This is a genomic window from Bradyrhizobium sp. USDA 3397 (assembly GCF_054060965.1).
On the sequence record NZ_JBSSDS010000001.1, the window covers coordinates 8,150,021 to 8,172,532 of the forward strand.

The 22,512-nt window shown below is 61.9% G+C and carries 19 protein-coding genes and 1 pseudogene; 11 read left to right on the top strand and 9 right to left on the bottom strand.

Annotated features, from left to right (window positions below; translation table 11 throughout):
- Nucleotides 1–25: 25 nt before the first annotated feature.
- From oxlT to ACVWYQ_RS37845, 5 genes are all read right to left on the bottom strand, one after another.
- Nucleotides 26–1,318: an oxalate/formate MFS antiporter gene (gene oxlT / locus ACVWYQ_RS37825; protein ID WP_271545177.1), complete on the bottom strand. Its 1,293-nt coding sequence runs from the start codon at nt 1,316–1,318 to the stop codon at nt 26–28.
- 410 nt (nt 1,319–1,728) lie between these two features.
- Nucleotides 1,729–3,228, bottom strand: coding sequence for a tripartite tricarboxylate transporter permease (locus tag ACVWYQ_RS37830; RefSeq protein ID WP_157282492.1), 1,500 nt, complete (start codon nt 3,226–3,228; stop codon nt 1,729–1,731).
- Between the two features lie 42 nt (nt 3,229–3,270).
- A complete protein-coding gene (locus ACVWYQ_RS37835; protein ID WP_128262567.1) occupies nt 3,271–3,768 on the bottom strand; it encodes a tripartite tricarboxylate transporter TctB family protein in 498 nt (165 codons plus the stop codon).
- An 85-nt stretch (nt 3,769–3,853) separates the two neighbouring features.
- On the bottom strand, nt 3,854–4,858 hold the full coding sequence (locus ACVWYQ_RS37840) for a Bug family tripartite tricarboxylate transporter substrate binding protein (RefSeq protein ID WP_271545176.1): 1,005 nt from the start codon (nt 4,856–4,858) through the stop codon (nt 3,854–3,856).
- 470 nt (nt 4,859–5,328) lie between these two features.
- Nucleotides 5,329–5,466 (bottom strand): hypothetical protein, encoded by a 138-nt coding sequence (locus tag ACVWYQ_RS37845; protein ID WP_167361641.1) that lies wholly within the window; start codon nt 5,464–5,466, stop codon nt 5,329–5,331.
- 263 nt (nt 5,467–5,729) lie between these two features.
- Between ACVWYQ_RS37845 and zigA the strand changes: the two are divergent.
- Together zigA and ACVWYQ_RS37855 are read left to right on the top strand one after the other, a co-directional pair.
- Nucleotides 5,730–6,934 (top strand): annotated as a pseudogene (gene zigA / locus ACVWYQ_RS37850) (zinc metallochaperone GTPase ZigA).
- Between the two features lie 123 nt (nt 6,935–7,057).
- On the top strand, nt 7,058–8,416 hold the full coding sequence (locus tag ACVWYQ_RS37855; RefSeq protein ID WP_404542302.1) for an Hsp70 family protein: 1,359 nt from the start codon (nt 7,058–7,060) through the stop codon (nt 8,414–8,416).
- A 110-nt stretch (nt 8,417–8,526) separates the two neighbouring features.
- Here ACVWYQ_RS37855 and ACVWYQ_RS37860 read toward each other — a convergent pair whose 3' ends face one another.
- On the bottom strand, nt 8,527–8,970 hold the full coding sequence (locus ACVWYQ_RS37860; protein ID WP_157282497.1) for an SRPBCC family protein: 444 nt from the start codon (nt 8,968–8,970) through the stop codon (nt 8,527–8,529).
- Between the two features lie 456 nt (nt 8,971–9,426).
- Between ACVWYQ_RS37860 and ACVWYQ_RS37865 the strand changes: the two genes are divergently transcribed.
- The gene (locus ACVWYQ_RS37865) at nt 9,427–9,672 is read left to right on the top strand and encodes a hypothetical protein (RefSeq protein WP_404542300.1); all 246 of its coding nucleotides are present in this window, start codon (nt 9,427–9,429) and stop codon (nt 9,670–9,672) included.
- A 209-nt stretch (nt 9,673–9,881) separates the two neighbouring features.
- On the opposite strand, the gene ACVWYQ_RS37870 is transcribed toward ACVWYQ_RS37865, so the two are convergent.
- Both ACVWYQ_RS37870 and ACVWYQ_RS37875 read right to left on the bottom strand, forming a co-directional pair.
- On the bottom strand, nt 9,882–10,568 hold the full coding sequence (locus ACVWYQ_RS37870) for a hypothetical protein (protein WP_404542298.1): 687 nt from the start codon (nt 10,566–10,568) through the stop codon (nt 9,882–9,884).
- Between the two features lie 281 nt (nt 10,569–10,849).
- A complete protein-coding gene (locus ACVWYQ_RS37875) occupies nt 10,850–11,827 on the bottom strand; it encodes an AraC family transcriptional regulator (RefSeq protein WP_404542295.1) in 978 nt (325 codons plus the stop codon).
- 383 nt (nt 11,828–12,210) lie between these two features.
- Between ACVWYQ_RS37875 and ACVWYQ_RS37880 the strand changes: the two genes are divergently transcribed.
- The 8 genes from ACVWYQ_RS37880 to ACVWYQ_RS37915 all read left to right on the top strand — a co-directional run bounded on the left by ACVWYQ_RS37880 (nt 12,211) and on the right by ACVWYQ_RS37915 (nt 20,810).
- Complete coding sequence (locus ACVWYQ_RS37880; protein ID WP_404542293.1) at nt 12,211–15,510, top strand: outer membrane protein; 3,300 nt, start codon at nt 12,211–12,213, stop codon at nt 15,508–15,510.
- 125 nt (nt 15,511–15,635) lie between these two features.
- A complete protein-coding gene (locus ACVWYQ_RS37885) occupies nt 15,636–16,466 on the top strand; it encodes an outer membrane protein (protein WP_404542291.1) in 831 nt (276 codons plus the stop codon).
- 223 nt (nt 16,467–16,689) lie between these two features.
- A complete protein-coding gene (locus tag ACVWYQ_RS37890) occupies nt 16,690–17,412 on the top strand; it encodes a GrlR family regulatory protein (RefSeq protein WP_404542289.1) in 723 nt (240 codons plus the stop codon).
- A gap of 116 nt (nt 17,413–17,528) precedes the next feature.
- Nucleotides 17,529–17,744 (top strand): hypothetical protein, encoded by a 216-nt coding sequence (locus ACVWYQ_RS37895; protein WP_404542288.1) that lies wholly within the window; start codon nt 17,529–17,531, stop codon nt 17,742–17,744.
- A 50-nt stretch (nt 17,745–17,794) separates the two neighbouring features.
- Nucleotides 17,795–17,959: a hypothetical protein gene (locus ACVWYQ_RS37900; RefSeq protein WP_271545166.1), complete on the top strand. Its 165-nt coding sequence runs from the start codon at nt 17,795–17,797 to the stop codon at nt 17,957–17,959.
- A 183-nt stretch (nt 17,960–18,142) separates the two neighbouring features.
- Complete coding sequence (locus ACVWYQ_RS37905) at nt 18,143–18,499, top strand: alpha/beta hydrolase (RefSeq protein WP_404542286.1); 357 nt, start codon at nt 18,143–18,145, stop codon at nt 18,497–18,499.
- Nucleotides 18,500–18,961: 462 nt separating this feature from the next.
- Entirely contained in the window at nt 18,962–19,981 is a 1,020-nt protein-coding gene (gene trpS, locus ACVWYQ_RS37910; protein ID WP_275509131.1) for a tryptophan--tRNA ligase, read from the top strand.
- Nucleotides 19,982–20,246: 265 nt separating this feature from the next.
- Complete coding sequence (locus tag ACVWYQ_RS37915; protein ID WP_271545163.1) at nt 20,247–20,810, top strand: group I truncated hemoglobin; 564 nt, start codon at nt 20,247–20,249, stop codon at nt 20,808–20,810.
- Between the two features lie 409 nt (nt 20,811–21,219).
- Here ACVWYQ_RS37915 and frc read toward each other — a convergent pair whose 3' ends face one another.
- The gene (gene frc, locus ACVWYQ_RS37920; RefSeq protein WP_157282506.1) at nt 21,220–22,497 is read right to left on the bottom strand and encodes a formyl-CoA transferase; all 1,278 of its coding nucleotides are present in this window, start codon (nt 22,495–22,497) and stop codon (nt 21,220–21,222) included.
- Between the last annotated feature and the right edge of the window lie 15 nt (nt 22,498–22,512).

Genomic DNA, 22,512 nt, shown 5'->3' on the forward strand with positions numbered 1-22,512 from the left:
CGTGCTTGCTGAATTGTACCGCCGGTCAGATCGTCGATTTCGCGACCACGATCTTGCGCCAGGGCTTGAGCACCGCGATCGCCAGCACCGAAGCCAGGATGTTGGCGCCGGCCGCGATGATGAACACGCTGTCCCAGGTCCCCGATGTCTGCTGCATGTAGTTGGCGATCGGCACCAACAGCGCGGCGGTGCCCTTCGCGGTGTAGAGCAGGCCGGCATTGGTGGTCGCGAACTTGGTGCCGAACGTGTCGGTGCAGGTCGAGGGGAATAGCGAGTAGATCTCACCCCAGGCGAAGAACACGAAGCCCGAGAGCAGCACGAACCAGACCGGATCGTGGCCCCAGAGGTAGAGCATCCAGATGCCGAACCCTTCCATGCCGAAGGCGATGAACATCGTGTTCTCGCGGCCGATCATGTCGGAGATCCAGCCGAAGAACGGACGCGTCAGGCCGTTGAGCACGCGGTCGATCGTGGCCGCGAAGGTCACCGCCGTCATCGTCACCGCCATCAGCGTCACCGGGACGCTGTCGACCTTCCAGTCAACCGCGATCGGCTTCAGGTTCGCGGTGACCATCAGTCCACCCGCGCCAACGATCACGAACATGAAGTACATCAGCCAGAAGATCGGCTGGCGCAGCACTTCGGTCGGCTGATAGTTGCGCCGGGTCTGGATGATATTGGCATTCGCCACCACGTTCGGCACTTGACCCGCTTTCGGCGCGAGCAGGAAGAAGGCGAGGAGGCAGATGATGATGCCTTGTCCGAGGCCGAAATAGAGGAAGGTGGTCTGGAATCCGCTGTCCTTGATCATGGCCTGGATCGGCGCCACGGTCAGCGCGGAGCCTGCCCCGAAGCCGGCCGCCGTGATGCCGGCCGCAAGACCGCGCTTGTCCGGAAACCATTTCAGCGCGTTGCCGACGCAGGTGCCGTAGACGCCCCCGGCGCCGATGCCTGCGATGATCATGCCGAGATAGTAGCCGTTCAGCGAGGTCGCCTGCGCGTTGATCGCCCAGCCGATGGCGCAGAGCACGCCGCCGACCAGCACTACGATGCGCGGGCCGTATTTGTCGACGAACCATCCTTCAACCGGCACCAGCCAGGTCTCGAACAACACGAAGAGCGTGAAGGCCCATTGGATCGAGGCGCGATCCCAGCCGAACGTCTTCTGGATGTCGGGGACGAAGAACGTCCAGCCATATTGGTAGTTGGCGATCATCACCATCGCCGCCACACCGATCGCCAATTGCGCCCAGCGATAGGCATCGCTTACGCGCGCGGCACTCGGGGCCGCTGCTGCCGACTGCACCATGTCCGTCATCAAAAACCCTCCCAAACGCGCCCATCATTGTTATGCATGCGCTGGCGCGCACTCTGGTATGCAATATGCCAAGATTCAAGCGATCGAGGGGAGGGTGCGGCGAAATAGCGCAGGCTTGTTCACATGCGCCATGGTCGCGGGCTTGTAAAGCCCGAATTGTTGCCAGTGCCGGCGCCAGCTCGAGCTTTGCCCATGCAATGTATTGATTTTACGATATTTATTCTGTCAGGGCGTGTGGCCGAGATCTCTGCTGGCAGTTGCGCTCTCGGAGGTTTCTCTACCTGCGCGCTGGCTCGCGGGCAAAGGCGCGGGGCGTCTACCGACGCGCCACTCCCTGGAATTCTATATTCCAGAAGTCTGGAGTGCGGCAATTTGGCGTCGGTAGCGATGCGGATTGCGCAGATCCCGCCTCACGCCATCGACGTGCGCAGCCGGCTGTAGCCTTCCTGGATCGCGGACCAGAACAGGGCGACCAAGCCGAGCGCCATGATGGTGCTGACGAGGCCGTTGGAGAAGAACACCCCGAGCGAGCCTTGCGAGCCCAGCAGCGATTGCCGGAAGGCTTCCTCGGCCTTGTCGCCGAGCACGATGGCGAGCACCAGGGGCGCGAGCGGGTAATTGCACTTCTTCAAGAGATAGCCGAGCACCCCGAACACCAGCATCAGCATCACGTCGAAGGTGCTGTTGTGCACCGAGTAGGCGCCGATCGCGCAGAGCACCAGGATCAGCGGCGCGATGATGCCGAACGGCACGCGCAGGATCGCGGCGAAGATCGGCACGCAGGTGAGCACGACGATGAGGCCGGCGAGATTGCCGAGATACATCGAGGCGATCAGGCCCCAGACGAATTCCTTCTGCTCGACGAACAACATGGGCCCGGGCTGCAGGCCCCAGATCAGCAATCCGCCGAGCAGCACGGCGGCGGTCGGCGAGCCGGGCACGCCAAGCGACAGCATCGGCAGCAGCGCCGAGGTGCCGGCGGCATGTGCGGCCGTCTCCGGCGCGATCACGCCTTCGATCTCGCCCTTGCCGAAATTGTTGCCGCGCCGCGCCAGGCGCTTGGCGATGCCGTAGCTCATGAAGGAGGCCGGCGTCGCGCCGGCCGGCGTGACGCCCATCCAGCAGCCGATCAGGCAGGACCGCAGCGAGGTCATCCAATAGGCGGGCAGCTCGCGCCAGGTCTGGAGCACGACACGAAGGTTGATGCTGGCCTTGCCGCCGCGGAAGGCGAGCCCTTCCTCCATGGTCAGCAGGATCTCGCCGATGCCGAACAGGCCGATCACGGCAATCAGGAAGTCGAATCCGTTGAGCAATTCGGTGACACCGAAGGTCAGCCGCAATTGCCCGGTGATCGAGTCCAGTCCGACGGCCGCGAGCGCAAAGCCTATCATCATCGCGGCGATGGTCTTGAACGGCGGCTCCTTGCTGAGGCCGACGAAGGAGCAGAAGGCGAGGAAATACACCGCGAACTTCTCCGCCGGACCAAATCGCAGCGCAAAGCCCGCGACGAGCGGCGCGACCAGCGTGATCATGATGACGGCAAACAGCGCGCCGATGAAGGAGGAGGTGAAGGCCGCCGTCAGGGCTTCGCCGGGCTTGCCCTGTTGCGCCATCGGATAGCCGTCGAAGGTGGTCGCTACCGACCATGGCTCGCCGGGAATGTTGAACAGGATCGAGGTGATGGCGCCGCCGAACAATGCGCCCCAATAGATGCAGGACAGCATGATGATCGCCGATGTCGGCGGCATGCTGAAGGTCAGCGGAAGCAGGATCGCGACGCCGTTGGCTCCCCCTAGCCCCGGCAGCACGCCGATGATGACGCCGAGCGTGATGCCGATCACCATCAGCATGATGTTGTAGGGCTGCAGGGCGACCGCGAAGCCGTGAAACAGATTGGCCAACTCTTCCATGTCAAAACGTCCTGCAGCTGCAATTGAACGAATGCGTGGCTCTCACAGACCGAGCCATTCCTCGAGCGGACCCTTGGGCAGCGGCACCAGGAACCAGCGTTCGAAAACCAGATAGGTGACGACCGGCATGCCGATCGCGATCGCGGCCACCGTCAGCCAGCGATAGCCGCCGAGCCAGCGCATGAACCAGGCGATGAAGACCATCGAGGCGACGTAGAGTCCGATGAACGGCATCGAACCGACATAGATCGCGGTCGGCACCACGACGCTCAAGACCTGGCGCAGCTGCCCCCATTCTGCGAACAGCCGGCCATCGTCGTCGCGCTGCGCATGCCAGAGATTGAGGGCGCTCGCACCGACGATTGCGGCGCCGACGTAAAAGGGAAAGAAGCCGGCGCGCGGCCCCTCTGCGCCCCAGTTGATGCCGGCCTTCAGGCTGCCGAAGATCACGATGAGGCCGAACACGCCGATCAGCAGCGCCATGCCGATTTCCAGCGTCTTGTGTGCGGGGCCGGATTCGGATCGGGATCGTTCAGTCATGAAGCCTCCAGGCGGAAATGCAGTCTTTCGCAGTCGCTGCCGGCGCGAGGACGCGCAGCATCCTCGGCCGTCATCGATGCCAGGCTCAATTCGATGCGAGGAAGCCGGCTTCCTTCATCAGGCTTTCGTGCCGCTTCTCCTCCGCCTCGATCCACTTGGCGTAATCGGCGCCGGTCAGGAAGGTCGTGTTGAAGGCGCCGCTCTTCATGAACTCCTGCCATTCCGGCGTGGCGCGCACCTTCTTGAACAGCTCGATGTAATATTCGACCTGGTCCTTCGTGGCCTTGGGCGACATGAAGATGCCGCGCAGCATGAGATATTCCATCGCAAGGCCCTGCGACTTGCAGGTCGGAATGTCCTTCCAGGCCTTGCCGTCGGCGATCGGCTCGTCATAGGCCATCGGCTGGGCGTCGAACACGCAGAGCGGACGGAGCTTGCCGCCGCGCCATTGCGCGACCGCCTCGATCGGGTTGTTGACGGTCGAATCGACGTGGTTGCCGACGAGCTGCACCGCGACTTCGCCGCCGCCCTTGTAGGGAATGTAGGTGAACTTGGCGTCGATCGCCTTCTCGATGCCGACCGTGATGATCTGGTCTTCCTGCTTGGATCCAGTGCCGCCCATCTTGAACGTGCCGCTCGGCGCCTTCTTCGCGGCCTCGACATAGTCCTTGACGGAATTGTACGGCTTCTCGGCATTGACCCAGAGCACGAACTCGTCGAGCGCCAGCATCGCGACCGGAGTCAAATCCTTCCAGTTGAAGGGGATGCCCGTCGCCAGCGGCGTCGTGAACAGGTTCGACAGCGTGATGATGATCTTGTGCGGATTGTTCGCCGACGTCTTCACATCGAGGAAGCCTTCACCGCCTGCGCCGCCGGCCTTGTTGATGACGACCAGCGGCTGCTTCATCAGATTGTGCTTGGTGACGATGCCCTGGATGGTGCGCGCCATCTGGTCGGCGCCGCCGCCGGTGCCCGCGGGCACGATGAACTCGACCGGACGGACCGGCTCCCAGGCGGCACGGCTTGCGGTGCTGCTCGCGCACGACATCACCATTGCCGCCAACGCGACATTCAGAACGAATGGCTTCATCTTGTTCACTCCCTGTCGAACCCTCAACGCAGCCGCTCTTTGTCGGCTTGCGTCAGCCCATCCCGAGTCACATGCCCCGGGATTACCCTTGCGGTCTAGCACCCATGGCAGTCCCGATAGAAACTGTATGAGCAGGGATAACGCGCGGCATCCGCATCTTTCGGCTTAGGCTTCGCCAAGGGCGCGGCAAACTTGCCACTCGGCCTTCCGTCCTGCGTTACGCTTCCCCGTCCTTACACTTTTGAATCGTGCAACCATTCTTGTTTGAATGGATGGTATGCGAAATGCCAGTAGACAAACAACCGGAATCGTCGGTTGGCCTCGGCGGACTAATCGTCGCAGTTGTGCTCGCGCGTGAGGGGACGGCGCTGCAAAATAGAATGGCCCCGACAGGCGGGGCCATTTGGTCAAACAATGCGTCTTTGGCTGTCTGCCATCACCCCCTTGGGGTGAAGGCAGCGACGATCTGCTTACAGGCCGAAACGCGGCAAGTCCCCGTTGCGATTGGAGATTTCGGCACTCGCCAGCAGCAGGCCGTCGATCGCGGCCATCAGGCGGGCGAACAGCGAGGAGGAGGGCGCGAGAGCGACGGAAGCGGTCTTGGACATCGGAAATCCCTTTCTTGAGAACAGTCAGTCTTGCTGCCTCATTTCTGGGAACACACTATGTATGCCAGATGCCAGCGTCCATGGTCTTGTTTGCATAGCAGCATTCTTTCTTCCGCATTGCGGCATAGGCGGTGAACCCCTGGGCGGGCCGAGCGCCTTGACACGGTCAGTCGAATAAAGAAAGTAATGTTATAACATTACATAGTGAGATGCCGTGTCTCGTCGTCCTCGACCCATTCCCCTCAAGAGGCTGTTCGATCTCCATGCCCAAACTCCCCGTCACCGTCTTGTCCGGCTTCCTCGGGGCTGGAAAGACCACTTTGCTGAATCACGTCCTGAACAATCGGCACGGCTTGAAAGTGGCGGTAATCGTGAACGACATGAGCGAGGTGAACATCGATGCGGATCTGGTCCGCGATGGTGGTGCCAACCTCTCGCGGACTGATGAGAAACTGGTGGAGATGACCAACGGTTGCATCTGCTGCACCCTGCGCGACGATCTCCTGAGGGAAGTACGTGCGCTCGCCGAAAGCGGGCGCTTCGATTATCTGCTGATCGAATCGACGGGCATTTCGGAGCCGCTCCCGGTCGCAGCGACGTTCGATTTCCGCTCGGAAGAGGGCGAAAGCCTCTCCGACATCGCCCACCTGGACACGATGGTGACGGTGGTCGACGCCGCCAACCTGCTGAAGGACTATTCCTCGACCGAGTTCCTCGGCGAGCGCGGCGAGGCGCTGGACGGCGACAAGCGGACGCTGGTCGATCTCCTCGTGGAGCAGATCGAGTTCGCCGACGTGATCGTCCTCACAAGGTGGACGATGCCTCGCCGCAACAGCGCGAGGCGGCACGGCAGATCATCCGCTCGTTGAATCCCGAAGCCGACATCATCGAGGCCAATCACAGCCGCGTGCCGTTCGACCGCGTGCTCAACACCGGCCGGTTCGACTTCGAGAAGGCCCAGCAGCATCCGCTCTGGTACAAGGAGCTCTATGGTTTCGCCGACCACGTGCCTGAAACGCAGGAATATGGCGTGAAGAACTTCGTCTACCGCGCCCGCCGGCCGTTCGATCCGGCGAAGTTCGACAAGTTCGTCAAGGCATCCTGGCCAGGCGTGATCCGGGCGAAGGGTCACTTCTGGCTGGCGACGAGGCCGCAATGGCTCGGCGAGATCAGCCAGGCGGGAGCGATCGTGAGGACCGAAGCGCTGGGGTTGTGGTGGGCGAGCGTTCCAAAGGAGCGGTGGCCGAACGATGAGGCCTGGCGCAAGCGGCTCCGCCAGTATTGGGACAAGCTGTACGGCGATCGTCGCCAGGAGATCGTGTTCATCGGCACCGGCATGGACGAAGCCGAGATCCGTGGCAGGCTGGACGCATGCCTTGTCCCTGATACGTCCACCATGGACATCGCCGCATGGTCCGCTCTCGCCGATCCGTTTCCGGCCTGGCGTCGAGGCGATCAGTCCAACTGATCGACGTGCCTGCCAGCCACCCGGCGTGAGGTCCGGGCTTGACCATCTCGGACCAGGTCTTGCAAGGGGACGGCAAAGCCGTTAGTGCTCTGCCCCCTTTCCAAGCATCATTCAGAGTGGTTCATGTCGAGCGCCTCGCCCGCCGTCTCGATCGGCATCGATTTTGGCACCAGCAACACGGTCGTTGCGCTGGCGGCGGACGACCGTCGGGTCGAGGCCATTCGCTTCGACCATGGCGGGCAACGCCACAGCGTCTACGTGTCGGCCCTGTGCTTCTGGGAGGACCGGCCGGGCGCCGGTGCCCAGGCCGAGGGCGGGCCATGGGCGATCGAGCAGTTTCTCGAAGGACGCCACGTCTACCGCTTCCTGCAATCGTTCAAGACCTTCGCAGCGAGCTCCAGCTTCAGCACCACGCAAGTCTTCCGGCAGCGCTACAAATTCGAGGACATCCTGGCGGCATTCCTGCGCACGCTGGCGCGCCACGGCGGGGACAAGTTCGGCTTCGAGGCGGCGAACATCACGGTCGGCCGCCCGGTCCGCTTTGCCGGCGGCAATCCCGACGAGGCGCTGGCGATGCAGCGCTACCGCGCCGCGTTCGAGCGCTTGGGCGCCGGCCACGCGCGCTATGTCTACGAGCCCGTCGGCGCGGCGTTCTCGTTTGCGCGCAGGCTGGAGCGCGATGCCACCGTGCTGGTAGCCGATTTCGGCGGCGGCACCAGCGACTTTTCCGTGATGCGTTTCTCGCGTGCGGGCGGCGTTCTTCGCGCCGAGCCGCTCGGCCACGCTGGTATCGGCGTTGCCGGCGACACCTTCGACTATCGCATCGTCGACCACATCGTCTCGCCGCGGCTCGGCAAGGGCTCCAGCTTTCGCTCGTTCGACAAGGTGCTGCCGGTCCCGACCGGGCACCACACGAACCTGGCGCGCTGGCATCAGCTCGCGATGATGAAGAGCAACGGCGATCTGCGCGAGCTCCGCGAGCTCCAGCGCACCGCGCTGAAGCCCGAGCTGCTCGAGGACTTCATCACTATCGTCGATCTCGACCTCGGCTTTGCGCTTTACCGCGCGGTGTCCGACGCCAAGGTGGCGCTCTCGGCGCAGGACGAGGTGGACTTCCGCTTTAGGGGCGGCGGCGTCGAGATCGGCGCGGCCATCACGCGGAAGAAATTCGAAGCCTGGATTGCCGACGACATCGCCCGGTTAGGTGCCACCGTCGACAAGGTGTTGGCCGAGGCCCGCATCGCCTCGCGCGAGGTGGAGAAGGTGTTTCTGACCGGCGGCACCTCGTTTGTGCCTGCGGTCCGAAAATTGTTCGCCGACCGCTTCGGCAACGAGCGGCTGATGTCCGGCGACCAGTTCGAGTCGATCGCCTATGGCCTGGCGCTGATCGGGCACAGTCCGGATCCCGACCGCTGGACGGCAGGCGGGGGGCCTGCTCCTCGCAATGGCGACGTGGGGAGATCTGTCAATCGAATCGAATAGTGCCGTAGGGTGGGCAAAGGCGCGGAGCGCCGTGCCCACCATCCTGCAAGCTCGAGAGAGCATCGGTGGGCACGCTGCGCTTTGCCCACCCTACGATAGTGATGTTGTCGCTACTGGTTGATCTCCGGCTCGACGAGCTTGGCCAGATTGCGCAGCGATTCCTGCCAGCCGAGATAGCACGCCTCCGGTGGAATGACGTCGGGGATACCGGCCTGCGTGATGTCGATCTCGGTACCAACAGAGACCTTCTTCAGGTTCACCGTCACCTCGATCAGGCCCGGCAGGTTGGGGTCGTCGAACCTGTCGGTGTAGCGGAGACGTTCGCCCGGCACGAGCTCGAGATATTCGCCGCCGAACGAATGGCTGTTGCCCGTGGTGAAGTTCCGGAACGACATCTTGAACGTGCCGCCGACCTTGGGCTCGAAATGATGCACCGTGCAGGTAAAGCCGTTCGGCGGAAGCCATTTCGCCATCGCGTCGGCTTCCAGGAAGGCGCGATAGACCTTCTCCGGGCTGGTGGCGAGAACGCGGTGCAGGCGGACAGTATTGGGCATGGTTGTTATCCTTCGATGATTGATGGGCCCGAGCTGGCCTCTATGGCCCATTCATGTCACGAGGACGACGGGCAAGCCGCCGATCCGACAGGGGGTCCTGCAGATTATTTGTCGCAGGGGCGGTCAACCTCGCGAGGCCGCCGCCAATCGGGCCGGATGCACATCCCTCCGCGCAAAGGGCTATCGCATTTGCAGATTCACTAGAGGTCGTCATGCCCGGGCTTGTCCCGGGCATCCACGTTCTTTGTGCTGCGTGGCGAGGCGTGGATGGCCGGGACAAGCCCGGCCATGACGATGTGGAGACTATCGTGTCCAAAGCTGTACTGCTCATACGCGAGAACCCTGCCCCTGCGCAGAGGCCGCCGAGCGCAGAAGCTCCGTCCAGGTTTAACCGCGCACATGAGGAACACGGAGCGTTGCGACGTGTTGTTCGCGATCAGAACAGGAGACAGTCAGATGATCAAGAAGCTCATGCTGGGCGCAGTGATCGCCTCGATGATGGGATCCACCGCAATGGCGCAACCCAGTCAGCAACAGGGAGGCGGGCAAGCGGGGGTGGGCGGAACGAGCGACACCACGAAGGACAATGACAAATCCAAAGGCGGCATGACGACCGGGACGTCGTCGACCGGCACCACGGACGGTTCAGGCAGCAGCACCCCTGGTGGACAATCCTCCAAGAAGAGCTCGACGCCCAAATGATTCAGGAAGCGCTCATTGTTCGGTCTACGACGCAAGGATGGGCGCAAATTTCAAACCGCGGCGGAGAAGTTCTTCGCGGGGTAGCGGCGCGCTCGTTGATTGGTTCGGCCTAAAGCGCGATGCGATTAGGATGAATCGTCATCGCGCTTTAGGTTATGTTAGAGCATGATCTTTTCGGAAAACCGCTACGCACTTTTGCGGATCATGCTCTATGCCGCAACGTCATTCGGTGTCATTGTGAACGCCAACCTGTAACGACCGAGCGTCGAACCACCCTGCGCGCCCGCGCTTTGAAGCGATGGCGGCGAGAGCTGTCCGGCGACGACAGCGTCGACCGCATCGATATCGTAACCTGACACCAGAATGATCCAGTCGGCGGCGCCGTCATTGCCGCGGATTTGCTGTTCAGTGGTTGGCGAACTCGTCTTGGGCGTATCGGTCAGGAGGAGGTGGGCGCCCGTCAGCCCCGGCTTGGAGGCGAGAGCGCCGAGCGTATCGAGAAGGCGCGCCTGCAGCTCGGCGGCCCGTCCGTTGAGCGGCGACAGCCTGATGGTGGCGAGCGCGCCTGCGATGCCGCCGCCAAAGCTCGCGGCGATCCGGCACTGGCTGCGCACCATGCCGAGATGATGTGGCATCATCTTCGTCGACCACGGCGTCGGCGCATTGAGCCGGTCGAGATATCCCTTCGACGTGAGAACGTCGTAGTGCTCGAGCTCGTAGAGCACGAAGAAGCCGTCGACGTCCGTCGTGCTGGTCCAGCGTGACCCGCGCCGGAAGCCGGAAATGCTCATCCGCTCGGGAAAGTGCTCGTGCGAATGCCAGTCGCCGAACTCGCTGCGCTGCTCCGGGCGGACGCTCCACCACATCGCAACGGCGGCCTTGCCGAGCAGTGACATGCTGACCTCCCTGCCTTGCGCGGGGCTATCGCATTTGAAAGCTTCTCCTTGCGGCCATCCTTCGAGACGCCCGCTTTAGGCGGGCTCTCAGGATGAGGGCGGAGTGCGCGCAGGCCGCCACTAGTCATATGCGATAGCCCTGACTTTCTTGCGGACACTTTGCCTCAACACCGACAGCGGCGGCAAGGTGTCCCGCTTGGCAAGCAGAAGCCACGACGCGATCGGAGGCTATCATGGTGCAGGTAAACGCGAGCCAGCGGATCGCCTGACTGCGCGTCCGATCACATCGGCTCGCCGACATCGCGGCGATAATGCCTCGGCGAAGTTCCGAAGCGGCGGCGGAAACAGCGGTTGAAGTAGGACACCTCGTTGAAGCCGCAGGCATAGGCGATATCGCTGATCTTCGATCGGTTGTAGCGCGAGTCGAGCAGCATCTTCCGTGCCTTCTGCAGCCGCAGCTCGGTGACACGTTCGGTAAAGCTCGATCCGGTCTCCTGGAGCAGTTCCTGAACGTAACGCGGCGAAAGCCCTAAATGGCGCGCAAGCTCGCTCGGCGAAAACGACGGATCAGCGAAACGCCCCCTGATATCTGCGATCACGTCCTGCAGCCGCGCGGCACGCAACCCGCGGCGCGTCGCAAGTTCGGCTGAATCGCCGCGGGCGCCGAGGACCAGCGCGACCAGATCGATGAGATGCGTACTGATGTTCTCCTTCAGCACAAGGTCGGCATCGATATCGGAGTCGATGACGATGGCGAGATAGCGCTCCAGGTGACGCAAGGCCGGCGATGCAGCCAACGGCTTCACGGCAAGGTCCTCGAAATTCGGCAGCCGCTCGGCCAGCAGCGCGCGCGGCACCGTGACGCAGCGAATAGCGACCGGCCCGTCGTGCTGCGCCGCGATCGGCGCTGCGTTGGTATAAAGCATCGCCTGCCCGACGCCGCGAATGGCTTCGCGGCCCTCCTGCCTGATCAGCGAACTCGTACCGTTGAGCATGGTGCCGATGATGTAGTCGCCGCGGCTGTCAGCTTCGACGTGACGCTGGGTACGCACTGCCGTCTGAATATTGGAGTCGAGCTGGCTGACCGCGATATCGCCGAATTTCAGGAATTCGGACCGCGAATAAAACGGCGCATCGGGAAAGAACGAAATGTCCGCCGCGCACAAATGATCGGTGAACAGGTCGAGCCACAGCCGTTGGCGCGAACGTTCGTCAAGATGCGCGGGAAGCTGATCCGAAGCGAATACGACCTTGGACATCGTTGCACGGCAAAGCTGTGGATGTAGCGCGATACCGCGGCAGAGTTGGTCGCGGCGCAAGCGTTACAGATGCGGTAAAGCGCCGCACGCTCTGCCGGAACTGATTGGCTGTTCGCCCCAGTCCTAGTCAGGCGCCGTTGTCCAACTTCGTCATGCGCTGAGCCCCGCAAATGTGTCCGCCGAGCAACATGGGCGTCCGAAAAGACGAGACGATGCGGGATCGTCCAACTCGGGTGCAGGCCAGGACAAGAAGCCTATGCTATTTCGTGTCAGTAACTTAGCCGTGAAACGAAGGCGGCAAAGGCGTGGTGCACTACGCCTTGCGACCGGAGGCGCTCCTGTAGTTTGGAGCAGCTTCCTTGGAATTGGAATTGGGGGCTGGAGTGAAAAAGCTGACACTGACGGGCGCTTCATTGGCTGGCGCCTCGATCATGGTTTCTGCAGGAGCTCTGGCCGCCGACCTGCCGATCAAGGCGCCGCCCCGACCGGCTTGGATCGATAGCTGGGCAGGGCCGTATATCGGCGCTTATTTCGGCGCGGGTGCCGGACGTGTGACGGAATCCTCGACCGGCAGTTTCGGTAGCAGTTCTGTCTCGACCAACGCCGGCGTGGTGACGTCGAGCTCGACCTTGGTCGGAACGACTGCGAGCAATCTTTCGGGCGACGTGACCGGTTCGATGGTCGACCTGTTCGCGGGATATAATTGGCAGGCCGGGAATATCGTGGCGGGCGGGCAGGTCGAAGGCACGGTCTTTTCCGATGTCGCGATGAAGCCGTTCGGCAACCAGACGCTCAACAGCGTCAGCACCAACGTGCTGCTCGGGGCGGTGACCTCGACGACTGCCGGCACGGCAATCGTGCAGAGCAACCAGCAGCTGCGCTCGCGGGTCGGGCTGATCGGCCGGGTCGGTTTTCTCGCTCGTCCGGATCTGCTGCTGTATGGCCTCGGCGGCCTCGAGCTCGGTCACTTTACCTTTGCCGACGGCGCCGATCCTTTCGGCGGTGACAACAACAAATGGGTGGCCGGCTACACGGTCGGCGCCGGCGGCGAGTTGAAGCTGACCGGCAATTGGTCGCTGCGCGGCGAGTATCGGTATCTGAACTTTGGCTTCAACCGGAGCGCAGCCAGCAGCGCAACATCCAGCTCGGCGACGGGCGCAACCACTTTTGTGTCGACCAGCAGCGAAGCCTCTTCGTCACGTACAGATGCCGATTTCCACCTGGCCAAGATCGGTCTGGTCTACCAATTCGGTGATCCCGGACCGCTGTCCGCAATGGCGGCGATACCGCCGGCAGCACGCGGGTCTTCATTCGCAAGCGCCTGGGGTGACAGCTGGGCCGGCCCCTATATCGGTGCTTACTTCGGCGCCGGCGCCGGGCGCGCAAGGCAGACCTCCACGAGAATCGACGACGAAGGCAGTGTCAGCACTCTCGGGGGGACGTCTGCGTTCACGCAATCAGGATTCGGCAATCTCGCCGGCGACATGACTGGTTCGATGGTCGATCTGTTCGCGGGCTACAATTGGCGAACCGGCAATGTCGTGGTCGGCGGGCAGATCGAAGGCACCCTGTTCAGCGACGTCACCACGAAGACGGTCGGTAACGAGGCATACAGCTCGGTTTCGAGCGACAACGGCGTCGTCACCTCGACAAGATCGGGGACGAACAGCATCGAGGACCGGCAGCAATTGCGCTCGAACGTCGGCGTGATCGGCCGGGCCGGTTATCTGGTGACACCGAATGTGCTGCTGTATGGCCTCGGCGGCCTGGCGCTGGGGCACCTGACCTATCCCGACAGTTTTCCCGATTCGGAAGCGCAGGTCGGCGGCAAGAACGGCAAATGGGTGGCCGGTTATGTCGCGGGCGCCGGCGGCGAGGTCAAGCTGACGGACAGCTGGTCGCTGCGCGGCGAATACCGCTACATGCATTTCGGATATGACCGCAACGAACCGTGGGGCAACTCGCAGACGTCCGTATCGGGTGGCGGCACCACCACGTCCACCAACAGCACTGTCAACCGGCGGCATATCGATGCCGATTTCCACGTCGGCAAGGTTGGACTGGTTTACCAATTCGGCGCGTCAGGAGCGCGGTCGGCGGTGGCGGCACTGCCGGGCCCGGCCTGGAGCGACGGCTGGGCGGGACCCTATATCGGAGCCTATTTCGGTGCCGGTGCCGGACGTGCCGCGGAAACCATCGCGGGCACCAGCAGCAGCACGAGCACTTCCACCTTCGTCGGGACCACGACGTCCACCGGCACCCAATCGACGGCCGGCCGTCCCGTCGGCGACGTGACCGGCTCGATGGTCGATCTTTTCGCGGGCTACAATTGGCGCGCCGGCAATGTCGTGGCCGGAGGTCAGATCGAAGGCTCGGTCTTTTCCGACGTTACGTTCAAGACCATCGGCCCTCACTCATTCTCCTCCGTCGATACCACGAATGGCGTCGTCACCACGACAACCACAGGTTTGCAAACCGCCGGCAACCAAATCCAGCAGCAGTTGCGTTCGAACGTCGGCCTGATCGGCCGGGCCGGTTATCTGGTGACGCCGGACGTGCTGCTCTACGGCCTCGGTGGCCTGGCGCTGGGCCATTTCACCTACCCTGATGGCGACTTCAGCCGCAGCGACGCCAACGGCAAGTGGGTGGCCGGCTATACGTTAGGCGCCGGCGGTGAGGTGAAGCTCGCAGGCAACTGGTCGCTGCGCGGCGAATATCGCTATACGCATTACGGCTTCAGCCGTAACGAGACCAGCAGCTTCTCATCGAGCTCGCAATCGACGGGATCCTCCAGCGCCTCTTCGTCCGTCGACAGCACCAACCGTCAGATCAATGCCGACTTCCACACCGGAAGGATCGGTATGGTCTACCGGTTCGGTGAAGGAGGACCTCGCTCGGCCATGGCGGCGCTGCCCGGCGCCCCCAGCGATCACTGGGCTGGCCCTTATCTCGGCGCCTATTTTGCCGCCGGCGCAGGCCGCGCGCGGCAAATCCTCGCTTCGACTGCTGACTCTGCCCAGCAGAACTTCAACGGCGCGGTGCTGACGACGGATTTTGTCAGCAACACGACGAGCCGTGGCAGTGCCGTCGGTGACACGACGGGCTCGATGGTCGATCTGTTCGCAGGCTACAATTGGCGGGCCGGCAATATCGTGGCCGGCGGTCAGATCGAAGGCACGCTGTTCTCGGATGTTGCCTTCAAGATGACCGGCGAGCAAACGAGCAACACCCGTCAAGTTCTCAACGGTGTCGTGACCACAAGGGTCAATCCGAGCACGATGCAAGCCAGTGAGCAGCTGCGTTCGAACGTCGGGGTGATCGGCCGGGCCGGCTATCTCGTGACCCCGAAGCTGATGCTCTACGGTCTCGGCGGCCTGGCGCTGGGTCATTTCACCTTTCCCGACCCCGGCGGCGTCAACGGGCCGAACGGCAAGTGGGTGGCGGGCTATACAGCTGGCGCGGGCGGCGAATTCAAGCTCACTCAACGATGGTCACTGCGCGGCGAATATCGCTACATGCATTTCGACATCGACCGCAACGAGACACGGACCAGCTCGAGCACGCAGATCCAGGGTGCCACGACCATTCTCAGGTCGAACGCTGAAACCACGTCGCGAAAGACCAGTGCAGATATTCACATTGCGAAGATCGGTGCGGTCTATGGCTTCTGCTATTGCGACTAGGTGCACGGTGGCAAACGCGCATGCAGATGGTGGTTGCGATCATCTCTATGAAATAGGCCGGCGAAAAGCCGCTACTGAATCGTTCCATGGGTGCGCCGCCTCTCGGCGCAAATTTGAGGGAAGTCATGAAATCCATTGTCTCCGGTGCTCTCCTGATCTCGGCTGTGTGTCTCTCCCACGCCGCCTCCGCGGCCGATCTTGGCAGGGCCTACACCAAGGCGCCGCCCGCGCCGGTCGCATTCAGCTGGACCGGTTTTTACGCCGGCGTGCATGGTGGTTATGGCTGGAGCGATCCGACCGCGACCTTCGATCCGGGCGCGCTCGCAACCGGGACGGTCCCCGGCTATGTCGTCACGGGTGGCACGGGGCCGTTCTCTCTGGATGTGAGCCCCAAGGGCGGATTCGGCGGCGGCCAAATCGGCTATAACTGGCAGTCCGGCACGTTCGTGTACGGTCTGGAAGCGGATGTCAGCGGCGCAGCCATCAGGGAGACGGCGAGCCGCCCGTTCAGCGTCACCGGCACGATCGGCGGCGACAATGGCGCCTTCACCGGCGTATTCAATCTCAAGCAGGAAATCGATGTCTTCGGCACCATCCGCGGACGTCTCGGATACGCGGCGAACAACCTGCTGATCTACGGTACCGGTGGCTTCGCCTGGGGCCACGTCAAGAACAGCATCTTCACCTCAAATCTCGCCACGCCGAACATTGCCAATTTCAACGGCTTCTTCCCGGCCCTGACGCGAAGCGCGTCCTCGTCGGAGGTCCAGGTGGGCTTCTCCGCCGGTGGCGGCCTTGAATGGGCTTTCGACCCGCGCTGGACGTTCAAGGCCGAGTACATCTACATCAATCTCGGAAAGTCGAACGGCAATGCGCTTGCATTCCCCGGCGCGTCGTTCACGGATACCGAGGTTCAGCTTCATACGGCCAAGGGCGGCATCAACTATCGGTTTTGACTGAATGGATTTGGTGGTGCTAGTGGTGGTAACGCAGGCGCGCCTAGTAGCGAACCACGGGCAGGGCAGAGCAAGTCTGCTCTGCCCTGAACTCAGACGTCAACTTGTTCGGCTATCGCGAGAGCGTCATCGAATCCGATGTCGAAATAATCGAACGGTACTCTCGGTCTTCCGAGTCTAGCCGCTGAGCAAAAGAGGAGTCCGAGTCAATCGGTGGTGCCGGATGAACGAGTTATCAAGCACTTTCGACGGCCTCTTCAAAAGCGAATTTTCGATCAATCAAGCGGTTGGACGGAGCGTCACGTATGTGCGCCGGGGCAAGTTGCTGGGCGGTAATTCCGGGTTTGCTCATATTGGGAATTACCATGTCGAAGGGGACTCAATCCGTGTCGAAGTGACCAGCCGACGACACAATTTTGGTGCTGATCATCAGTCTTTGCTCGGTTCCGACGTCTCGTCAATTTCAGTCGTTGGAAGAGCCGTTGGTAAGGCGTTTCACTTCGAGGGCAGTTCCCCGCAGGTGCCCGGCGCCGTCTTTCGATCCATCATGACACCCCTGGATGAAAGCGATCTTCCGGCGCCCGGGATGATTGGTGAAGGTGGCATTTCCAACGGATTGTACTCCATCCATCTGAAAATCTTGGACGGCGTCCCCGGCGGCCTGACTGGGGTGATGCTATTGAACAACGGCCGCATCTTGGGTGGCGATGCTTTCTTCTACTATCTGGGGTCATATTCCTCCTCCAGCGGTCGATGGAGAGGGCAGATGGTCAATCAAGAGCATACGCCAGCGCGAGGGGAAGACCCGGTATTTGGCGGACACGAAATTGGAGTTGGTTTTTCGGGGACGTGCGATGCGAAGGGCGGTTTCCTCGAGGGCACGGCACTTGCGGGCAAGCGCAGCATCAGGTTCGAAGCTGATCTGAAATTGATCTGCGCTGCTTAAGGGGCGCGAAAGCTGATGGGCGCAGCTGCCGGGCGAAGCTAGAAGATCGATTTCGCTCGGAGTTGGTCCATCGGCCTCAATAGGCTTAGCACTGAGCCCTGCAAGGGAAGCGAGAAGTGCTCTCAAAGGAAAAAACGAGTACTACTCTATTGAAGGTGATCTTAGGGCTCATCGCAGTCTGGGGTGTCGGCTGGATTGAGGAGAAGCTGTTCGGCCACTGGACCAACCTAGGCATCTTTGTCGGAGTGATGATCGCCTATGGCATAGATCACTTCCGAAATTCGAAACGGGAAGCCATTGAGGGGGAGCGCCGCGGAGCCGGAGAGCAGTGAACGTCAGCCTGAAGGGAATGCATCAGCTCCCTCGAGAGGAGTGACGGCGAGTGAAAGTCGCGTATTGGCTCGTCGCTGACGTCCTTGCGCCTCGCGAGCCTGCGATGCCGCCGCCAAAGCTCGCGGCGATCCGGCACTGGCTGCGCACCATGCCGAGACGATGCGGCATCATCTTTGTCGACCACGGTGTCGGCGCATTGAGCTGGTCGAGATAGCCAACGAGCACTGACGCCGATGAGCCTCATCCTGAGGAGGCGCGTGAGCGCCGTCTCGAAGGACGAGGCGTGCGCGCGGGCCGGCACCAGTCAATGCGATAGCGCTTATCTTCGTGCGGACACTTTGCCTCATCACCGACAGCGGCGGCAAGGTGTCCCTGCTCGACAAGGCCGATACGGGATGTGCGCATTCGCGCCGCCGTCATCGTTGATCCTGCACCGGCCACCCTGACGCGGGAGAACCTCGCCCTCGTCGAAGTGCCTTTCCAGTTCTGGCGCTCGCAGTTCGGCGGGCCGGGAGTCGGTGACGGCTCTGGCAACGCCCGCGTCGCGGAAGGCTTGCCGGGCAAGCCTGATGTTCGCGTCGTGCCGGCCGGTCACTATGCGTTCCTCGCTCCGTGCTCGGCCGATCTCACCGCAGCCGTCCCGCGCATCTGCACCGACGTGCCCGCAGGGTTCGACCGGGCAGGGTTTCATCGCGAGCTCAACGCGGCGGTGGTGAAGTATTTTCGCGAACAATTGGCGGTGGGAGATCGCTGAGGGTCTTCGAAGTACGGTGTGACAGTGTTGGACTGCACCCCTGAAGTGAGACACGATATTTTATAGTGACAGTGCCGTTGCCATGATGCGTTATCGTGCCTTGTTTTGCGCGAACGCGGTTTCGAACTCAAGAGGCGATTGGTAGCCGAGCGCCGAATGCAAGCGCTCCTTGTTGTAGACCTCGATAGCAGCCCTTAGCGGAGTCCAGCGGCTGTCGAGCGGGCCACCCTAAAGGTCCACTTCTGGCCCATGAGACATCAGGACGACTTGCTTTCCTTGGTAGTTTCGTCAATATCGTACTCATGACTGTCGTCGTGATCACTTTCGCGAACTTGTGGTGGCGCTCCACTTAGGAGCGGCACGGCTTTGTCATTACCCAACCGTCGCCGCCGTTCATCGGCTTGCGAGGTTACTTTCATCAAAAGTCCGATTGACCGGCGGCTCCTAATTTGGAGAACCGCGATGCAAGATTCGTCAGCTACCCTCCCTGTTATCTTGACCGGCGACAGAACAACCGGACCGTTGCACCTAGGGCACTATGTCGGTTCGTTGAAGAACCGCGTCGCCTTACAGACAACGCACCGGCAGTACCTGCTGCTGGCGGATACCCAGGCACTCACCGACAACGCGCGCAATCCCAGTCGGGTGCGTGACAATGTCCTTGAGATCGCGACAGACTACCTCGCTGTCGGCATCGACCCGGACCAGAGCACGATCTGTCTTCAATCACATCTTCCGGCATTGGCCGATTTGACCCTGCTGTACATGAACTTTGTCACGGTGGCGCGGCTTGAGCGCAACCCAACCATCAAGGACGAAATTCAGGCGCGAGGTTTCGGCAGAGATATTCCTGCAGGCTTTCTCTGCTATCCCGTCGCCCAGGCCGCAGACATCACCGGTTTCAAAGCGACGATTGTCCCGGTTGGACAAGATCAAGCGCCATTGGTTGAGCTAACGAATGAGGTTGTTCGCCGCATCAATCGCCAAGCTGGTGTTGACGTGTTGCCAGAAGCTCACGCCCTTATTCCTCGCGTCGCACGTCTTCCTGGCATCGACGGCAAAGCCAAGATGAGCAAGTCGCAGGGAAATACGGTTCAGCTATCAGCAACGGCTGATGAGATACGTGAGGCCGTACGGCGTATGTTCACTGATCCAAACCATCTAAAGGCGTCCGATCCCGGTTGCGTCCAAGGCAACGTGGTGTTTACGTACTTGGATGCGTTCGACGAAGATCACCTCACGGTTGAGGATTTGAAGGCACGCTATATCCGCGGCGGTTTGGGCGACAGCGTTGTCAAGAGACGTCTGGAGGACGTGCTGCAGGCTCTTCTCGCGCCAATCCGAGACCGTCGCTGCGCACTGGCTCGTGATCCTGGCTATGTGCTGCAAGTCGTCAAGCGCGGCACCGCGCGAGCGCGTGAGATAACAGAAACCACTTTGCGCGATGTTCGCGCTGCGCTTGGTCTATTCGCCCTGAATTAATCGGATTGGAGGACAAGCCAAGCCATGTCCGGATTCAGCCCTTGCAGACCAAGCTGCCGGGACTCTCGACGGTCAGTTCATGACCCACCGCAGGACGTCCCGAGCGGCCACACACGCCATTGCGGTGGATCATTCTTAGCGTGTAACCCCGACGTTTCCATCTTAATCCATCGACCTAACAATTAATGCCGGGACAAAGTGACGAATTCTGACCGGCGGCGTGCTCCCCACGGATTATCCTGTTGCCTCACCAGAGGAGGTGACCATGGTACGATTTATTCCGACTTCCATCACACGACGAAGCATGGTCGCAGGAATGGCGCTGACCGCCGCCCCGACGACTGTATTGCAGGGAGCGAATAAGGCATACGCGCAGGCCCAGCAAACCTCGCCTGAGAAGAGTCTGTATGAGCGGCTGGGCGGCGTTTTTGCTATTGCGGCCGTCGTGGATCACTTCAGCGACGCTGTCGTGAAGAATCCCGTCGTGGGCCAGAAGTCCAAGAATCCGCAACTACGAGAATGGCACACCAAGAACCTGACAAGGTTGCCGGGCCTCAAGTTCATGCGGACGCTGTGGGTCTGCGACGTTTCGGGCGGGCCCCTTAAGTTCGCGGCCACCAAGCCTGGCGCGACGCCGCTCGGACTTGAGGAAGCGCACCGCAATCTCAGAATATCTCCGGCAGAGTTCGATGAGGTCGCGGCGGAACTCGGGCGGAGCCTCGACTTTGCCAAGGTCCCTAAGCGCGAGAAAGCCGAGGTGCTGGCTGCGTTTGCCGCGCACAAGGACGAGGTTACCGCCGGGTCTGCGACCGTCGGCAAGCGCGGCTGAAGGGTGATCTCCCGGTCTTCGCTAGCACCGACTGGCTCCGGCTGGGCGGGCACGTTGGATCGCGCCGCCAATCCGTCCGGTTGTGGGCCCATTGCTGACGTTCCTCGCGCTGACGTCCGATAAGCGCCCTTGGACTCCAGATCTTTGCGGCCGGAGATCCGTCCGATGTGCAGCAGCGAGCGCCCGATGTGCGCTCCCGGCATGATATCCACGATGGCATAATACCCCTGTTTTGCCCGACGGGTCAGAATTTTTTCGTCGAATCAGAAATATCGTTGCGGACCAATGGGATGGCTACTGTGCATGGGGTTGTTTTCCAGTTTTGATCTTGAGCCTGCGATTGCAGCCTTCACAAGCAAAAGGGGCCGCCCCTTCGGACAGCCCCTTGGTCTCGTGAAATGTGGCCCGCTTACTCCGCGGCCTGCTTCTGCGGCGGGTCGAGCGCGCCGGACTTGTGGATCTCGGCGACCTGGTGATCGCTGAAGCCGAGCACCGAGCGCAGGATCTCGTCGGTGTGCTCGCCGAGCAGCGGGGAGCGCTGCACGTCGCTCGGGCTATCCGACAGCTTGATCGGGTTGCCGACCGAGACGTACTTGCCGCGGGTGGGGTGGTCGACCTCGACCACGGTGCCGGTCGCGCGCAGCGACTGGTCTTCGGCGATCTCCTTCATCGACAGGATCGGGCCGCAGGGGATGTCGTCCTTGTTGAGGATCTCCATCGCCTCGAATTTTGTCTTCGTCATCGTCCACTGCTCGATGCGGGCGAAGATCTCGTTCAGGCGCGGCAGGCGGGCGGCCGGCTTGGCGTAGTTCGGATCGGTCTTCCAGGTGGGCTCGCCGATCACGTCGCAGATCTTCTCCCAGACCGGGGCCTGGGTGATGAAGTAGATGTAGGCGTTGGGATCGGTCTCCCAGCCCTTGCACTTCAGGATGCGGCCGGGCTGGCCGCCGCCTGAATCGTTGCCGGCACGCGGCACGGCGTCGCCGAACGGCACGCCTTCGCCGAACTGGCTGTATTCCTTGAGCGGGCCGTGGGCGAGGCGCTGCTGGTCGCGCAGCTTGACGCGGCAGAGGTTGAGCACGCCGTCCTGCATCGCGGCGGTGACGCGCTGGCCCTTGCCGGTGTGGGTGCGCTGGTAGAGCGCGGTGACGATACCGAGCGCGAGATGCAGGCCGGTGCCGCTGTCGCCGATCTGCGCGCCGGTGACGAGCGGCACGCCGTCGCGGAAGCCGGTGGTGGATGCGGCGCCGCCGGTGCACTGGGCGACGTTCTCATAGACCTTGCAGTCTTCGTACGGTCCAGGGCCAAAACCCTTGATCGAGGCGACGATCATCTTCGGGTTGATCGCCTGGATCTTCTCCCAGGGAAAGCCCATGCGGTCGAGCACGCCGGGGCCGAAATTCTCCACCAGCACGTCGCACTTCTTGATCAGCTCGGTGAGGACTTCCTTGCCCTTGGGGTTCTTGGTGTCGAGCGTGATCGAGCGCTTGTTGTGGTTGAGCATGGTGAAATACAGGCTGTCCACGTTTGGGATGTCCTGCAGCTGGCCGCGGGTGATGTCACCCACGCCCGGGCGTTCCACCTTGATCACGTCGGCACCGAACCATGCCAGCAGCTGCGTGCAGGTCGGTCCTGACTGGACGTGGGTGAAGTCGAGAATGCGAACGCCCTCGAGCGCTTTGGTCATCGTGTTTGCTCCGTA

Excerpts from the sequence above, each read along its gene's own strand:
- oxlT (WP_271545177.1), bottom strand. The coding sequence starts at position 1,318 with ATGACGGACATGGTGCAGTCGGCAGCAGCGGCCCCGAGTGCCGCGCGC.
- ACVWYQ_RS37875 (WP_404542295.1), bottom strand. The coding sequence starts at position 11,827 with ATGTCCAAGGTCGTATTCGCTTCGGATCAGCTTCCCGCGCATCTTGAC.
- ACVWYQ_RS37860 (WP_157282497.1), bottom strand. The coding sequence starts at position 8,970 with ATGCCCAATACTGTCCGCCTGCACCGCGTTCTCGCCACCAGCCCGGAG.
- ACVWYQ_RS37915 (WP_271545163.1), top strand. The coding sequence starts at position 20,247 with ATGGTACGATTTATTCCGACTTCCATCACACGACGAAGCATGGTCGCA.
- ACVWYQ_RS37830 (WP_157282492.1), bottom strand. The coding sequence starts at position 3,228 with ATGGAAGAGTTGGCCAATCTGTTTCACGGCTTCGCGGTCGCCCTGCAG.
- ACVWYQ_RS37870 (WP_404542298.1), bottom strand. The coding sequence starts at position 10,568 with ATGTCACTGCTCGGCAAGGCCGCCGTTGCGATGTGGTGGAGCGTCCGC.
- ACVWYQ_RS37890 (WP_404542289.1), top strand. The coding sequence starts at position 16,690 with ATGAACGAGTTATCAAGCACTTTCGACGGCCTCTTCAAAAGCGAATTT.
- ACVWYQ_RS37885 (WP_404542291.1), top strand. The coding sequence starts at position 15,636 with ATGAAATCCATTGTCTCCGGTGCTCTCCTGATCTCGGCTGTGTGTCTC.
- ACVWYQ_RS37840 (WP_271545176.1), bottom strand. The coding sequence starts at position 4,858 with ATGAAGCCATTCGTTCTGAATGTCGCGTTGGCGGCAATGGTGATGTCG.
- ACVWYQ_RS37865 (WP_404542300.1), top strand. The coding sequence starts at position 9,427 with ATGATCAAGAAGCTCATGCTGGGCGCAGTGATCGCCTCGATGATGGGA.
- ACVWYQ_RS37835 (WP_128262567.1), bottom strand. The coding sequence starts at position 3,768 with ATGACTGAACGATCCCGATCCGAATCCGGCCCCGCACACAAGACGCTG.
- frc (WP_157282506.1), bottom strand. The coding sequence starts at position 22,497 with ATGACCAAAGCGCTCGAGGGCGTTCGCATTCTCGACTTCACCCACGTC.
- ACVWYQ_RS37855 (WP_404542302.1), top strand. The coding sequence starts at position 7,058 with ATGTCGAGCGCCTCGCCCGCCGTCTCGATCGGCATCGATTTTGGCACC.
- trpS (WP_275509131.1), top strand. The coding sequence starts at position 18,962 with ATGCAAGATTCGTCAGCTACCCTCCCTGTTATCTTGACCGGCGACAGA.
- ACVWYQ_RS37845 (WP_167361641.1), bottom strand. The coding sequence starts at position 5,466 with ATGTCCAAGACCGCTTCCGTCGCTCTCGCGCCCTCCTCCTCGCTGTTC.